Source organism: bacterium, assembly GCA_021372515.1.
Lineage (GTDB): Bacteria > Gemmatimonadota > Glassbacteria > GWA2-58-10 > GWA2-58-10 > JAJFUG01.
Genome location: JAJFUG010000151.1, coordinates 1 through 14,684, shown reverse-complemented (window position 1 = coordinate 14,684; position 14,684 = coordinate 1). Strand labels below are relative to the sequence as shown.

The 14,684-nt window shown below is 63.2% G+C and carries 11 protein-coding genes; 8 read left to right on the top strand and 3 right to left on the bottom strand.

Annotated features, from left to right (window positions below; all coding sequences use genetic code 11):
* Positions 1-568: 568 nt before the first annotated feature.
* The 4 genes from LLH00_14175 (at position 569) to LLH00_14160 (ending at position 7,295) form a co-directional block, all read left to right on the top strand.
* Positions 569-1,300: a hypothetical protein gene (locus LLH00_14175; GenBank protein MCE5272421.1), complete on the top strand. Its 732-nt coding sequence runs from the start codon at positions 569-571 to the stop codon at positions 1,298-1,300.
* 36 nt (positions 1,301-1,336) lie between these two features.
* Complete coding sequence (locus tag LLH00_14170) at positions 1,337-2,248, top strand: nitroreductase family protein (protein ID MCE5272420.1); 912 nt, start codon at positions 1,337-1,339, stop codon at positions 2,246-2,248.
* A 63-nt stretch (positions 2,249-2,311) separates the two neighbouring features.
* Positions 2,312-4,885 (top strand): AAA family ATPase, encoded by a 2,574-nt coding sequence (locus tag LLH00_14165; protein MCE5272419.1) that lies wholly within the window; start codon positions 2,312-2,314, stop codon positions 4,883-4,885.
* Positions 4,886-5,327: 442 nt separating this feature from the next.
* Positions 5,328-7,295 carry a hypothetical protein gene (locus LLH00_14160; protein MCE5272418.1) on the top strand — a complete coding sequence of 656 codons (1,968 nt, stop codon included), beginning with the start codon at positions 5,328-5,330 and terminating at the stop codon, positions 7,293-7,295.
* A gap of 484 nt (positions 7,296-7,779) precedes the next feature.
* Here LLH00_14160 and prfA read toward each other — a convergent pair whose 3' ends face one another.
* The 3 genes from prfA to rpmE all read right to left on the bottom strand — a co-directional run bounded on the left by prfA (position 7,780) and on the right by rpmE (position 10,169).
* Complete coding sequence (prfA, locus tag LLH00_14155) at positions 7,780-8,847, bottom strand: peptide chain release factor 1 (GenBank protein MCE5272417.1); 1,068 nt, start codon at positions 8,845-8,847, stop codon at positions 7,780-7,782.
* A 35-nt stretch (positions 8,848-8,882) separates the two neighbouring features.
* Positions 8,883-9,815: a DUF1385 domain-containing protein gene (locus LLH00_14150; protein ID MCE5272416.1), complete on the bottom strand. Its 933-nt coding sequence runs from the start codon at positions 9,813-9,815 to the stop codon at positions 8,883-8,885.
* 135 nt (positions 9,816-9,950) lie between these two features.
* A complete protein-coding gene (gene rpmE / locus LLH00_14145) occupies positions 9,951-10,169 on the bottom strand; it encodes a 50S ribosomal protein L31 (protein ID MCE5272415.1) in 219 nt (72 codons plus the stop codon).
* Positions 10,170-10,499: 330 nt separating this feature from the next.
* Here rpmE and LLH00_14140 point away from each other — a divergent pair, with 330 nt between their 5' ends.
* The 4 genes from LLH00_14140 to LLH00_14125 all read left to right on the top strand — a co-directional run.
* The gene (locus LLH00_14140; protein MCE5272414.1) at positions 10,500-11,465 is read left to right on the top strand and encodes a tetratricopeptide repeat protein; all 966 of its coding nucleotides are present in this window, start codon (positions 10,500-10,502) and stop codon (positions 11,463-11,465) included.
* A 91-nt stretch (positions 11,466-11,556) separates the two neighbouring features.
* The gene (locus LLH00_14135; GenBank protein MCE5272413.1) at positions 11,557-12,312 is read left to right on the top strand and encodes a ParA family protein; all 756 of its coding nucleotides are present in this window, start codon (positions 11,557-11,559) and stop codon (positions 12,310-12,312) included.
* Positions 12,313-12,328: 16 nt separating this feature from the next.
* Positions 12,329-13,444 (top strand): DPP IV N-terminal domain-containing protein, encoded by a 1,116-nt coding sequence (locus LLH00_14130; protein MCE5272412.1) that lies wholly within the window; start codon positions 12,329-12,331, stop codon positions 13,442-13,444.
* Between the two features lie 143 nt (positions 13,445-13,587).
* On the top strand, positions 13,588-14,684 hold a 1,097-nt coding region (locus LLH00_14125), incomplete at its 3' end, for a DUF512 domain-containing protein (protein ID MCE5272411.1).

Sequence of the window (14,684 nt, the reverse complement as noted above, 5' to 3'; positions counted from 1 at the left end):
CTGGTTAAATCCCCCCTAACCCCCCTTTGCCAAAGGGGGGGAACCGGCGGCTGGCCGTGTGCCTCGCTGCCCGGCGCTGGCGTAGGGGCGGCCCCCTGTGGCCGCCCGGAGGTTGGGCACGGCATGCCGTGCCCCTACGTGAAAACAGTGTATGCTCTGGGACTTTCGTAGGGGCGAACCTTGTGTTCGCCCGGCAGTTGGGCATGCCCCTAAGGCAAGGCAGGATTACCGCGGGTGGATGGGGTGCGGTGCTTTTCGATCCCCTCTAAGCAAGAGGGGTGGCGGCGCAGCCGACGGGGTGTGTGGCTTTGCCTCCCCCTTTGAAAAAGGGGGATCGAGGGGGATTTGATATATTAAATCATTTTCCTCCTCCGCTTTGTTTGGCATGCAGACAGTGACAAGAGGTGATAGGGCGGACTGTCTGATTAAATCCCCCCTAACCCCCCTTTGCCAAAGGGGGGGAACCGGCGGCTGGCTGTGTGCAAGGTGGCCCGGCATTGTCATAGGGGCGGCCCCCTGTGGCCGCCCGGTGGGTGATCGTGTTTAGTAGAATAAGGAAAAAACTACTGTGACATTCGAATGTATTTTTGCAACGTACATTGGTCCAACAATCCCAATAGTTGCCGCTGTGCTTTTATATTTCTTTGGTAGAATGGCGTATTTTAGGCAAAAAGAATTTGAAATGGTTACTAAGAGGTATCTTGAGGATGGATTGGATGTTATATCGAGAAATGTATCAGAAACTCTCGCTTCGTTCATGAGTAATTATTGTAAGGGGTATTCGCTTTTAAGACATTATAAGAATATTGGCAAAGATTTGCGGCCTGAGCTATATAGAAATGCATTTATAGAGCCTGAGAGATCGCATTTGTCTCATTGGCGCGAATATCGATTACACGATATTGTTGGTGATGATATATTCTTTAAAGCAAACCAAAGTCTTTATGTGTTTGAAAGAAAGAGTTATGATTTTTTTCAAGATGACCTTGGATTATTTATCAAGGCTGTGGTTGAAGGCGGTGATAAGGTATCGACAAAAGTCTCTAAAGATGAAGCAATTGAAATTTATTCAAAAAAAATTCAAGAATTGTATGTGGAGTCCACAAAGTATTATGCCCTTCTTGGAATAATAGAAGAGTTGAGCGCTGTTATACAAACGAAACGATTGGCTTTTGGGTCAATCAAAAAATTCAGAAACACTAAAGAAGTCGATCAACTAACAAAGAAACTCAAAAAGTACTTTCCGGAATTATTAGACGCAAAAGATTTATATCCTGAATTTCAATGTGCAAAGCATTAGGTTTCTATACAGTTTTCCCCCCCCGGAGGCCTTCCCATGTCCGTTCCGCACAGCCTGTTCCCTGAGCCGGGCACAGTCACGCTGGATGAGGCCACCTGCACCCAGTGCGGCCAGTGCGCCGCGATCTGCCCCACCGAAACCCTGGTCATGCGCGAGGGCTGTCTGTGCGTGGACACAGCCGCCACGTTCGGCTGTATCGCCTGCGGCCACTGCATGCTGACCTGCCCCACGGGGAGCGTGAAAGTCAGCGGACGCGGCCTGCGCCCGGAGGACATTCTCCCCCTGCCCGCGCCGGAACAGAAAGCCAGCGCCGACAGCCTGGAGGCGCTGCTGCTTTCGCGCCGCAGCGTGCGCTATTTCCAGGACCGTCCCGTGGAGCGCGGGCTGATCGAGCGGGTGATCCGCATGGGGACCGCCGGGCCGATGGGTATCCCGCCCTGGGACGTGGGCGTCACAGTGGTGGACGGGGCGGAGAAGGTGCGCGAGCTGGCCGGAGAGGTGATCCAGGGTTACAAAGGCTTCCTCAAGATGTTCAAGCCCTGGGTGATAGGTCTCATGCGTCCGTTCCTGGGCAAAGCGGCCTGCGAGCAGTTCCGCGATTTCATTCTGCCCCTGGCCCGGACCTACATCGAGCACTGGGAGAAGGGCCGCGACGTGGTGTTCTACGGCGCCCCGGCGCTGCTCATTTTCCACCATTCGCCTTTCGCCGCGGTAGAGGACGCCACAATTGCCTGCACCCAGGCCATGCTGGCCGCGGAGGCCCTGGGACTCGGGACCACCATGATCGGCGGGGCGCCCCCGATCCTTCAGCGCAACAAGGCGCTGTGCAAGCGCCTCGGCATCCCGGAGGGCGGCAAGCCGGTCCTGATCCTCATCCTGGGCTGGCCGGCCACGCATTTCCGCCGCGCGGTGCGCCGCTCGTTCAACAGCGTGAACTGGAACGAATAAAAGCCGGGCGGACACGCGGGTCCGCCCCTACACGAACTGTACGATTCCCCGACTGGAGACCGCATGGCCGCCGATGAATGGTCACAGCTTCTGACCTCCGACCTGGACCGCCTTTTCGGCCAGCAGAAAGAGCATGTCGAGACGATCAAGCTCAAAAAGGGCGAGCGCCGCAACGTCTCGGTCCTGTTCCTCGACATCAAGGGTTTCACCGCGATGAGCGAGAAGCTGGACCCGGAAGAGGTGACCCAGATCATAGACAACGTGTTCAAGGTGTTCACCGGCGAGATAGTGCGCTACGGCGGCATGGTGGACAAGTACATCGGCGATGCGATCATGGCCCTGTTCGGGGCCAAGAAAGCCAGCGAGGACGATGCCGAGCGGGCGGTGCGCTCGGCCCTGGGCATATTGGACCGTCTGGGCCAGGTGAACGTGATCCTCAGGCAGAAAGGCATCGAGCTGGGCTGCCGGATCGGGATCAACACCGGCCTGGTGGTGGCGGGCGAGATGGGCGGCGAGGCCAAGCGCGATTTCACGGTGATGGGAGATACGGTCAACACCGCCAGCCGTCTGGAACACGCGGCCCAGGTGAACACGCTGCTGATCTCCGACAACACCCGCGCCGCGGCCGGGGACATTTTCGATTACGAGACCCTCGAACCGATCATGGTCAAGGGCAAGGAGAAGCCGATCAAGGTGTTCCGCGTGCGGGGAGTGCTCAAGGAGCGCGTGGAGCGCTGGGAGCGCGACTCCCTGACCAAGAGCCGCAAGTACGTGGGCCGGGCAGATGAGTGGGCCGAGCTGGAAAAGGTGGTCAGCCACTGGCTGGAGCGCCCCGAGCGCCGCCCCGTGCCGGTGGTGGGCCTGCGGGCGGATGGCGGCATGGGCAAGAGCCGCATGGTGCACGAGTTCCTCTCGCGCGGGCCCTGCCCACGCGGGCTGGTGCTGCGCGGCAAGACCATCTCGTACACCGCCGCGCCCTACTGGGTGTTCGTGGGCACGCTGAAGAACCTGATGGGTGTGCAGGAGGGCGACGCCGTAACCGTGGTGCGCGCCAAGTGGGAGGAGCTGCTCGATCGGTTCCGCGCCGCGTCCGACCGCGAGCCGGAGCGGATCGCCGCGTTCCTGGAGCGTGAGGACTACCTGGCCTACCTTCTGGGGGTGAGCCGCGAGCCGGAGCGGATCAAGGCGGCCAAGGCCGAGGAGCTGAAAAAGACCCTTTTCGGCACGTTCCGCCTGTTCCTGGAGGCCGCGGCCGGGGCGTTCGCCGAGCCGGAGGCCCCGCTGTACGTGGTGCTGGACGACCTTCACTGGGTGGATGAGCTGAGCCGCGAGCTGATCGACTACCTGATGGAGGCCCTCGACCCGCCGCGCCGGGTGCTTATCGTGGGGATGTTCCGCCCGGACTACGCGATCTCGCCGGCCTGGCGCGAGGATGAGAACTACTCCGAGGTGCGCCTGAGCCCGCTCAGCCTGGCCGAGAGCGTGGAGATGGTGGAGGGCATGCTCAACGGCCTGTGCCTCACCCCCGACCTGGGCCGCCTGGTGCATGAAAAGAGCGGCGGCAACCCGTTCTACGTCGAGGAGATCACCTACGCCCTGGTGGACGGCGGGTTCATCGTGCCGGACGACGAGATCCAGCCCGGGAACCGTATCTGGGTGGTCAACCGCACCGAGGCCCCGGTTGAGCTGCCCGACACGATCCACGGCATGGTCCAGACCCGTATCGACAAGCTGGAGGAGGCGGTGCGCGACCTTCTGTTGCAGGCCTCGGTGCTGGGGATGGATTTCACCGTGGACCTTCTGCGCAGCGTGCACGTCAAGACCGGCGGGGAATGCTCCAGTGTGGACAACTGCCTGGGCCGCCTGACCGCGGCCCGGATGATCGCCCCGCGCGGGGGCAACGGGGGCGGAGCGGCAGCCGCCGAGGCCTACGTGTTTGTCAACGCCCTGGTGCAGGAGGTCTGCTACAACACCCTGCTCAACTACAACAAGACCCTTCTTCACGGCCTGGCCGGAGATTGCATCGAGGAGATGTTCCCCTCCGGCGGCATTCCCGAGGATGAGCACCACCGTCTGGCGTTCCATTTCGAACGCGGAGACCGGGTGGACAAGGCCTTGGCCTACCTTGAGTCGGCCGGGGACCAGTGCGCCGACCGTTTCAGCAACAAGGCCGCCATCGAATGCTACAGCCGCCTGCTGGAATGCCTGGAGAAATCGAGCCTCGGCCCGGCGGAGAAAGACAGCCTGCGCCGCCGCGGCCTCTACAAGCTGGCCCAGATCGAGTACCGGGTGGACAGCCTGGAGCCGGCCTACACCCATTTCGCCGAGTGCGCCAGGCTGAACGCCGCCGCGGGCGACCTGGTTCCCCTCTGCCTGGCCCTGACCCACGCCGGCGAGATCGACCGTCTGCTTGAGCGTCCCGACAAGGCGCTGGCCTTTTTCAACAAGTCGCTCGGCCTGGCCGAGAAGCTGGGGGATGACTCCCTGGCCGCGGACAACTTGGTCAACCTGGGAATCCTGGCCGAGGAGGAGGGCGACTACGCCGGGGCGATGGACTATTTCAAGCAGGCCCTGGCCCGCGCGGCCACGGATGAGCAGCGTCAGAGCATCTCGCACTACATTTTCTCGCGCGGCTGAGCCACCGGGGGCGGGCTTGACAGGCCCGCGGCCCGCGGGTAGATTGAAGCGGATAGGGGCGGTCGGCTCACGGGCCGCCTTGCGGCTTGCCACGGTCCCTGCCCCGGAGCGCGGGACGGGACGGTGGCATTTTAGTGAATAGGAGCGTCGACGGAAGACAGAGCGTCCTAAGAGGGCAACGCGTTGACACAAGGGTGGGTTTGTCGGGACACGGCATGCCGTGCCCCGAATGGCCTTTACGGGCGAGGCATGCCTCGCCCCTACGAAAGGTACAAACCATCCCCAAGGTCGATTCATGCATCAGCTCCCAATGGCGTGGCTGTTTTCGCATAAGAGAAAGAATAATCGGTTACGGCTTGATCCATATTTGGGTGGGTGGAGTAAATAGTTCGACAGAAATTATGTTTCAGAGACGATCTGATTGGAACGGAACGCACAGAAAATGCAGAAGACCAAGCACCGCCAGCTCACAGTCTACGGCCCCGACCCGCTGGAAAAGGGCGAGGACGGGCATTTCCGCTACACCATGGCCGACATTTTCCCACGCTGGCAAGCCATGATCGTGGGCGTGGGCCTTCACGTGACCCTGGCCCTGGAGTTCATGGAGGCCCTGGCCGCCGAGAGCGGTGAGACGCTTGGCCCGGAGCTGGAGGACCAGGTCTACGAGGACCTGGTGGCGGTTGTGATGCGCGGCGAGCACGTGGTGATCCGCTCCATGCCCGACCGGATGGAGTGCTGTTTCCGCGCCGCCGAGCTGCTGGAGGAGGCCGTGCCGGCCGAGATCATCCGTTTCACCGGCAGCCGCGACCCGCTGGTGCGCGAGGCTTTCAAGCTGCGGGGCGAAAGCTGGAAAATGACCCCGCGCTATTTCACGGTCGAGGAGATAATCTCGCAGATACGTCTGGCCATGGTTTCGGTGGGCACGGCCAACCGCTACTACTACAACATGGAGTCGGGCGGGCGGATGATCACCTACGAGCAGTTCGAGGCTATCCGCGGCGTGCTGACCGACCGCAGGGAGTTCTCCGCCCGTCTGTGCGAGGTGCTCGACCTGTACGGACGCCGTAACAAGCAGTACGTGCGCGAGCTGGACTTTTTCATGGCCGACCAGGACGTGCTCGAAATCTCACGCCTGGAGAAGCTGGTCGAATGTGTCACCGACTGCCAGCGCTGGGCCGAGGTGGAAAAACGCAAGGCCTGGGAGATGTTCGAGGCCTGCCTGGTCAACCTCCGTCAGGCGATAGCCCCGGCTTTCCAGCGCGATGACCCGCAGAACCCCACCTGGCGCACCTACATGTACTCCATGCTGAACGACATCCCGCCCACCGAGGAGAGCATGCTCGGGGTGAGCGACGAGTTCAACATGAACATCCGCTGGCTGCCCGGCTGCCGCATAGAGGAGGGCCGCGTGCTGCCCGACCCGCACGCGGATGAGTCCACGGCCAGCCTGATCCAGGATTTCTTCCGTTTCTACGGCCCGCTGGAGTATATCAACCTGGGCCAGGTGATGCGCTCCCAGAGCCAGAAACGCGCCGCGGGCAGCTACCGCGAGGTCTATATCGCCACGCTCAAGCTGCAGGGCGCGGAGCTGGAGCAGATACGCATCCTGCGCAAGGTGCGCCGCGGCACGCTCTACTGGCTGAACCGCGGCTACAGCCAGGAGCGGGCCGCGGTGATGTGCGAGGGTTACCTCCAGTACACGTTCGACCGCCGCGACCTGCTCTCCATGCTCGGGGCCAACACCCCTCCGGTCAACTGCCTGAAACGGGAGGACAATATCCCCGGCCTGGGGTTCATTCCGGTGGAGTTTTTCAACCGGCCCTACATTGACGGGCTGGCCACGGACAAAGTGTCGTTCTACTACTACGAGAACGAGAGTTTCGTGCGGACCCAGGCTGAGCTGCTGGGCACCGCGGCCGCGCTCAACCTGATTATCGGTCGGGTCGACCCGGACACGGGGATGGTGTATTTCGGCGACGGGGACGAGCTGCTGGTGTTCGGCCAGGACAAGTTCATCCCCGTGGACATCGTGCTGGGCGATTACACCGGGGCGTTCACCGATGTGATCAGCCCGCTGGAGCGTTTCGCGCCGTTCTATGTCAACTATGTGACCGACATGCTGGCGCGTATCCGGGTGCCGGGATGGAAAAGGGCCGAGATACTGGAGGTGGGGGACGCTTTCGTGGCCTCCATGCGCGAGCGGATCGACCTGATCCGTCAGATGCTGCTGTCCGGGGAGTCGGTCCGCTCGCGGATCGAGGCCATGATCGCCGACCGCGACCCCGAGCTGAACCCGGTGCGGATCAAGTGGTCCAAGGCCCTGGAGCGCCTGCAGAAAGTGCCGCTGGAGGATTTCATGCGCCGTTTCCGTGAGGATGTCCACCAGCAGATCGCCCGCCACCAGCACTAAGAGGCGACTTGTTACTCCACCGGGACAGGTTTTGACTTGCGGCCGCAGGGCCGCTTTTTTGTTGCGGGGATAATATTTAAACTGCCTGAACGGCTGTAGGGGCACGGCGCGCCGTGCCCGAAAGACTATTTTGTTCTCTTGGTTACGGCCAAGAGAACCAGAAGCCATTGGGGGGCCGTAAACTCGCCCCGGCATCGGCTGTTGTGATGCCAGCGGTGTGCACGAGGATTGTTCACGCTGCCTATGGAGCAGGGCGGCGCTGGCGCTGATCGCCCGCCCGGCAGTGACGCTACGAAAGACTCCGGTGTGAACGGAGCCATCAATTCCGCTCCACTGTCCTGGCTCAGACATACGGCCCCCGGGCGGCCCGTTGGGCCGCGGCGGGTAAAAGCGCAGCTCCACATCTACATTCTTTAAGCGAAAAAATAAAAAGGGGCACGGCGCGCCGTACCCCCTATGGCGTTTATCTGGACCTCAACGGGTCTCAGGCTTCGCCCTGGAGCTTCTCGGCCCGGGAGGCCTCGGCCAGGGCGGTGACCACCGGCTCCAGCTCCCCGTTCAGGATATCGTCCAGGCTGTGCAGGGTCAGGCCGATGCGGTGGTCGGTAAGGCGGCTCTGCGGAAAGTTGTAGGTGCGTATCTTGGCGCTGCGGTCACCGGTGCCCACCTGGATGCGCCGCTCGCGGGCGCGCTCGGCCTCGGCCTCCTGGATTCTCATGTCCAGCAGCCGGCTGCGCAGTACTTTCATGGCCTTGTTCTTGTTCTTGAGCTGGCTCTTCTCATCCTGGCAGCTCACCACCAGCTTGGTGGGAAGATGGGTGATCCGCACGGCCGAGTCGGTGGTGTTCACGCTCTGCCCGCCGGGGCCGCTGGAGCGGAACACGTCCACCTTGATGTCCTCGGGCCGGATCACGATGTCCACCTCCTCGGCTTCGGGCAGCACGGCCACAGTGGCGGCCGAGGTGTGGATCCGTCCGCTCGACTCGGTGGCAGGCACGCGCTGCACGCGGTGCACTCCGCTTTCGTAGCGCAGGCGGCCGTAGACCCCCTGGCCGCTCACCGCGAAGATTACCTCCTTGAACCCGCCCTGCTCGGAGCTGGTCATCGAGATCAGCTCGTTGCGCCAGCCTTTGGACTCAATGTAGTGGCTGTACATGCGGAACAGGTCGGCGGCGAACAGCGCGGCCTCCTCGCCGCCCGTGCCGGCCCGTATCTCCATGATTATGCCCTTGTCGTCCATCGGGTCGGGCGGGACGAGGAGCTTGTTCAGTTCCTGCTCCAGCTTTTCGGCGCTTTGCTCCAGGCTTTCCAGCTCGGCCTCGGCCAACTCGGCCAGCTCCGGGTCGGAGCCGGACTCGATCAACTGGCGGTTGCCCTGGATGTTGTGACGGATCTTCTCCAGGCGCTCCCAGGTCTGTACCAGGGGGACCAGCCGGCTGTGCTCGCGGGCGGCCTCCTGGAGCGCGCGCGAGTCGGATATCACCTCGGGTGAGGCCATCCGGCGGCCCAGTTCCTCGTAGCGTTCCAGGATTTTCTTGACTTTGGCGTCCATTGTCTGTTTACCGGGGTTGACAGCGTCGGGAGGGGTCAGGCTTCTGCGGCCAGGGGAGCGCTCGGCGTCTGCTCCTCACTCTCATCCAGGCCCAGGGCGGCGCGCAGCGAGGCCACCGCCACCTCGACCTGGCCCTGGTCGGGCGTGCTGGTGGTGATCCGCTGCAGCCAGAGGCCGGGGGCGATCAGCGCCCGCGCCACCGGGTTGCGCGCGTACTTGCCGCTCAGACGGATCAGCTCGTAGCTCACCCCGCCGATCAGCGGGATGAACAGCATCCGCACCAGGCGCTCGCCCAGGTTGTCCGGACGGCCCAGGAACATGAACACCAGGATCGAGACCAGCATCAGGATCAGGATGAAACTGGTGCCGCAGCGTGGGTGGAACGTGCTGTAGGGATGGATGTTATCCCAGGTCAGCTCTTTCTTGTCCTCCCAGGCGGCGATCACCTGGTGCTCGGCGCCGTGGTACTCGAAGACCCGTGCGATCTCCTTCCAGCGCGAGATCACGGCCAGGTAGCCCAGGAACAGGACCACCCGGAAAATGCCGTCCACTACGTTGAACAGCACCGGGTTTTTCACCCCCAGCCATTCGGTCAGCATCAGGGGCAGGTAGAAAAAGGCAGCGACGCCCAGGAGCAGGGAGAACGCCACGGTGCCGGCCATGGTCAGGCCCCACCAGAGGCCTTTCTCCTGGCTCTCGGTCCGTCCGCTCTCGCCCGTGGTGGCAATGTCGGCCGACCAGTTGAGGGCCTTGATCCCCAGCACCAGGGTTTCGATCAGCACCACCATACCGCGCAGAAAAGGGAGCTTGAAAACCGGCAGCCGCCTGGCCACCGGGATCCAGCGCCCGCGGCGCAGCTTGATCCCACCGTCCGGCGAGCGCACGGCCACGGCCCACAGGTCCTCGGAGCGCATCATCACGCCCTCGATCACGGCCTGGCCGCCCATCTTGATTTCCCGGCTCGCCATGTTGACTCGGCCTTTCCCGCACGATGAGAAAACCTGGGTCGTGCAACCGGATTAAAAAGGTAGGGGCACGGCGCGCCGTGCCCCTACACGGGCAATTGAGTCTTTAGAACAGAAGCACGCGCCTCGGGCGCTGCGTCATTTGGCGCCCTTGGGCATCACATTGGCATAGCGGCGGCGGAAAAGCTCGACACGGCCGGCCGTGTCCACCAGTTTCTGCTTGCCGGTGTAGAACGGGTGGCACTCGGAGCAGATTTCCACCGTGATCTTGTCCTGGGTCGAGCGGGTTTCGTAGGTGTTGCCGCAAGCGCAGGTGACGATGCACTTTTTGTAGTCGGGATGGATTTTCTCTCTCACGTCAGTACCCTCGGTGTTAAAAAATTGTAGCCGGACGGCCGGCGCTGTCGGGCGGTCTTTACGCCGCCGGCCGGACAAAGTTCCAGGCGTTGGGCCATACCCGCTTGGACGGGCCTGGGCTCGGGTTCTCCGGGCTGGACTGTCTGCCGGTCGGACGGTTTGGCCCGCTCAGCGGTCCAGCGAAAAATGCCCCTGCTGTAGGGGCAATTTATATAAAATATAAGCCTTGTATAAAAAATTCAACAGAAATAGCTTTCTTGACAGCCTGCGTCGATTTGAGTAGATTTTTTTAAATTTGTCAACGGCCTAAAATATACCGGGTTGACCAGAATGGCAAGCCAGGAAAAACAGAACGCCGGAGCCTCCGGCGGCGGGAGCGCGGACCAGATCAGCGGGAGCAAGGCCGAGGGCCTCTACGCTGCCGGGATGGAGCACTATTCCAACCGCCGCTACGTGGATGCCGCCGCGAGTTTCGCCCAGGCCCTGGTCCAGAGCAACCGTCACCCCGGAGCGCTCAAATACCTGGGGATAACCTCCTATCTGCTGGGACGGTATCCCAAGGCCATCGAATGCCTGGTGCAGTTCCTGGAGCGAGAGCCGGACGACGAGCAGGCGCTCTGGCACACGGGACTCACCTGTCTGGAGATGGTGCGTTTCTCCGAGGCCGAGCGTGTCCTGCGTCGCCTGGTCACCGTTAATCCTCGCTCGGCACAGGGCTGGCGCGGCCTGGGCATGATTTTCTACCGCCGCGGACTCTACGGCGAGGCGGTGAACATGCTCCGCAAGGCTCTGGAGGCCGAGCCCAACGACCCGGACGTGCTGTTCCAGCTTGGGGAGGCGTTCAACAAGCTGGACCAGGTGGACCCGGCGGTCGAATGCTTCGAGAGCGTGCTCAAGAGCCAGCCCGACAACCCCAAAGTCTACTACAATCTGGGTATCCTCTACGATAAGAAAAGCCTGCCGGAGCGTGCCAGCCTGATGTACCGTCAGGCCAAGGAGCTTTCGGTGTCCGGCGAGCGGCGTGCCAAGACGGCGCCGGTCAAGGATGTCGCCGACAAGGGCCTGTTTTTCTCCCGTTCGCTCACCCTTGTCTCCGAAAGCCCGGAGTCGCAGCCCGTGGCCGGGGTGGACCGGGACCGGTACGAGAAGTTCAGCCGACGCCAGAACCGCAAGAAACAACGCCGGGTCACTCCCGAGGTGGCCCCGGGGGCGGAGAAAATCGGAACGATGGACCTGACCAAGGCCAGTCTCAAGATCGAGGAAGCGCTGCGCACCATTAAGGAAAAGCGGGTCTGATACTACGCGTGTGAAGGCGGCAATTGCCCGGACAGTCCGGGGACGGATTCCGACGTTTACAGCCCGGGAACTCTCTGACCGATAAGCGGCCATGATAAAGCTCGCAGTCATAACCTCCAAGGGTGGCACCGGCAAAACCACCACTGCGGTCAATCTGGGTCATGGCTTGGCCCTGAGCGGCAAGCGGGTGATCCTGATCGACTGCGACCCGCACGGCGACCTGGGGCTGGTTTTCGGCATCGAGGGCGAAAAGAGCCTGTCCGACCTGTTGCGCAGCGGCAAGACCTCGGTCAGCCAGGTGCGGGAGAACCTGTTCCTGATCACCTCGGGCGGACGCAAGCTCAGCGAGACCGAGCTGGCCATCGCCGGGCGCGACGGGCGGGAGTTCATCCTGCGCAACTCCCTGAGCGACCTGCGCAACGTGGATTTCCTGATCTGCGACTGCGCCCCCAGCCGCAACCTGATCAATATCAACGCCCTCACCCTGGTGGACCGGGTCATCATCCCGGTGAGCATGGACTACCTGGCCATGAACGGCGCGCGCCACACCATCGAGCTGATGCGCGAGATCAAGCGTTTCACCCGGGTGGAGACCGAGCTGCTGGGCATCCTGGCCACCCAGTACGACGTTCGCACGAACCTTTCGGCCGAAATCTACCGCGTGCTGGTGTCGCATTTCCCCAACAAGGTGTTCGACACGGTGATCCGGGTCAACACCCGTTTGCGCGAGGCTCCCAGTTTCGGCCAGACCATCTTCGAGTACGCGATCAATTCCACCGGCGCCGAGGACTACTACAACCTGACGCACGAAGTGCTCAGGAAAACCAGCCCGGTCCGCGTCGACTGAACCCCGGAAAGGTAAGATGGACAAGATCACCGCAGCCTGCGCTGCCTTGACGGCGTTTGTTTTCGTTTCCGCGGCCCTTGCGGCGGACGGTCTCCGCATTGTCGAGCCCAGGCCCGGCACGGTCTGCTACGGCCAGGAGGAACTCTCCCTGCGCGCCGAGTACAGCGGAAGCCTGCCGGCCGAGGGCCTGCGCTTCGTCTGGTCCGTCTCCGGCGGGACAGTCGTGTCCGAGGGCATAAACGCTTCGGTGCGGGCCCTGGCCTACCGGGTGCAGACCCTCACGGTCCGCGCGCTGGCCGGAGATTCAGCGGTCGCCCGGGACAGCCTGCGCCTGACCGTGATCCAGCGTCCCGAGCAGTTCACCCTTTCCGAGCGCGCCGACTGGGAGGGCGAGGTTTCATCGCGCGGCACCCTGGTGGCGTTCACCTCGTTCCGCAGCGGGGAGCCGGAGGTCTGGACCGCCTCGACCGCCTCGCGCGGAGTGAGCCGGATCACCTACCAGGGAGGCTGGGCGCCGAGCTGGTGCGTGGACGGCCGCACGTTGGTGTTCTGGAGTGAGCGGGCCGGGGTGCGCGACCTCTGGCTGCTCGACCTGGGCAAGGACCAGAACAACGCCCGTCGCCTGACCGCGGGTGATGGGTACGACTGGCTGCCCGCCTGCTCGCCGACCGATTCGCGGGTGGCCTACTGCTCCAAGCGCGGCCACCGTCTGAGCCTCAAGGTGCTGGACTACGCCGCCGAGGGCCAGCCGCCCCAGGAAGTGGTGGGGCCCGAGCAGCACCCGCTGTTCCCGCGCTGGTTCCCGGACGGTGGGAGCCTGCTGTTCACCTCGTACAGCGACAGCCTGCCGGTGGTCTGCAAGGTCTCGCTGCTGGACGGCTCAGTCAGCCGCCTGGCCGGGCCGGGGGCCGAGGATGCGGATATCAGCCCGGACGGCAGCCATCTGGTGCTTGTGCGCAACGGCAGCCTCTGGCTGCACCGTCTGGCGGACGGCTACGAGCGCCAGCTCACGCGCGACGGTGGGGCGGTGATCAGCCCCCGGTTCTTCCCCGACGGGCGCAGGGTGATTTTCGCCTCCTCACTCAGCGGAAATTACGACCTCTGGACCCTCGATCTGCCCCTGTCGGACTGATCCCCAGCGAAAATTTGCCCGCTCATTGCCGGCCGGTGCCCTGTCATCCCGGTCGAGTGCGGTTCTGCCGCGGTTTCCCGGAGGTTTTTCTTGACGCCTCCGGGGCGAGGGGGTATAGTAAAGAAAGTTTTTCGGGCGGTTAAATGGTCGAAATTACCGAGGTGGAAAAAGGCTCGGCCGCCGAGTGCGCCGGGCTGGCTGCCGGGGACCGTATCCTGCGGATCAACGGCAACCCGGTCGAGGACTACATAGATTTCTACTACCAGGCGGCCGAGGATTTCCTGGAGCTGGAGCTGGAGGGGACGCCGCTGCGGCGGGTGGGCCTGGAGCGCGAGCCGGGAACCGGGTTGGGCCTGGCCGTGGCCGAGGACAGCCTGCGCCGCTGCGGCAACCGCTGTCTGTTCTGTTTCGTCGATCAGCTACCGCGGGGGCTACGCCCGGCGCTGTACGTGAAGGATGAGGATTACCGCCAGAGCTTTCTGCGCGGTAATTTCATCACCGGCTCGAATTTGAGCGCCGACCAGGTGGAGCGGATTATCCGCCTGGGATTGAGTCCTCTCTATATCTCGGTCCACGCCACCGACCCGGCCGTGCGCGGGCGGATGCTGGGCGGCTGCCGCAAGCCCGAAATTTTGCCCCTGCTGCGCCGTCTTCTGGACGGTGGGGTGCGGCTGCACTACCAGGCCGTGGTCTGCCCGGGCTATAACGACGGCGCGGTGCTGGAGCGCACGGTTGAGGAACTGGCCGCCCTCGGCGAGGGCGGGCTTTCGCTGGCCCTGGTCCCGGTCGGCCTGACTGCGCACCGTCAGGGTCTGGCTGAGCTGACACCGGTCAAGCCGGTCCTGGCGCGCGAGGTCCTGGACCTGGTGCAACGCAGCCAGGCTCGGTTCCTGCGCGAGCGCGGCTCGCGGTTTGTCTTTGCGGCGGATGAATTCTATCTGATCGCCGGGCGGGCATTTCCCCGGGCTGAGGCGTACGAGGACTATCCGCAGATCGAAAACGGGGTGGGCCTGGTGCGGCACGCGCTGGAGGGGGTAGGCCGGGCTCTGCGCCGTCTGGCGCGGCGGGGCCTGGCCGCGGGGCGGATCGGCCTGGTGAGCGGGACCGATTTCGCGCCGATAATAGAGAAACGGGTAATCCCGCGCCTGGAGCGGCGTTTCGGGCCGCGTTTCAGCCTGGCCCGGGCGACTAACAGCCTGCTGGGCGACCGCGTGACCGTGGCCGGGCTTCTGCCCGGACG

Bases quoted from the DNA above. Each gene is read 5' to 3' on its own strand.
- LLH00_14170 (MCE5272420.1), top strand. From the start codon at position 1,337: ATGTCCGTTCCGCACAGCCTGTTCCCTGAGCCGGGCACAGTCACGCTG.
- LLH00_14165 (MCE5272419.1), top strand. From the start codon at position 2,312: ATGGCCGCCGATGAATGGTCACAGCTTCTGACCTCCGACCTGGACCGC.
- LLH00_14160 (MCE5272418.1), top strand. From the start codon at position 5,328: ATGCAGAAGACCAAGCACCGCCAGCTCACAGTCTACGGCCCCGACCCG.
- prfA (MCE5272417.1), bottom strand. From the start codon at position 8,847: ATGGACGCCAAAGTCAAGAAAATCCTGGAACGCTACGAGGAACTGGGC.
- LLH00_14150 (MCE5272416.1), bottom strand. From the start codon at position 9,815: ATGGCGAGCCGGGAAATCAAGATGGGCGGCCAGGCCGTGATCGAGGGC.
- LLH00_14140 (MCE5272414.1), top strand. From the start codon at position 10,500: ATGGCAAGCCAGGAAAAACAGAACGCCGGAGCCTCCGGCGGCGGGAGC.
- LLH00_14135 (MCE5272413.1), top strand. From the start codon at position 11,557: ATGATAAAGCTCGCAGTCATAACCTCCAAGGGTGGCACCGGCAAAACC.
- LLH00_14130 (MCE5272412.1), top strand. From the start codon at position 12,329: ATGGACAAGATCACCGCAGCCTGCGCTGCCTTGACGGCGTTTGTTTTC.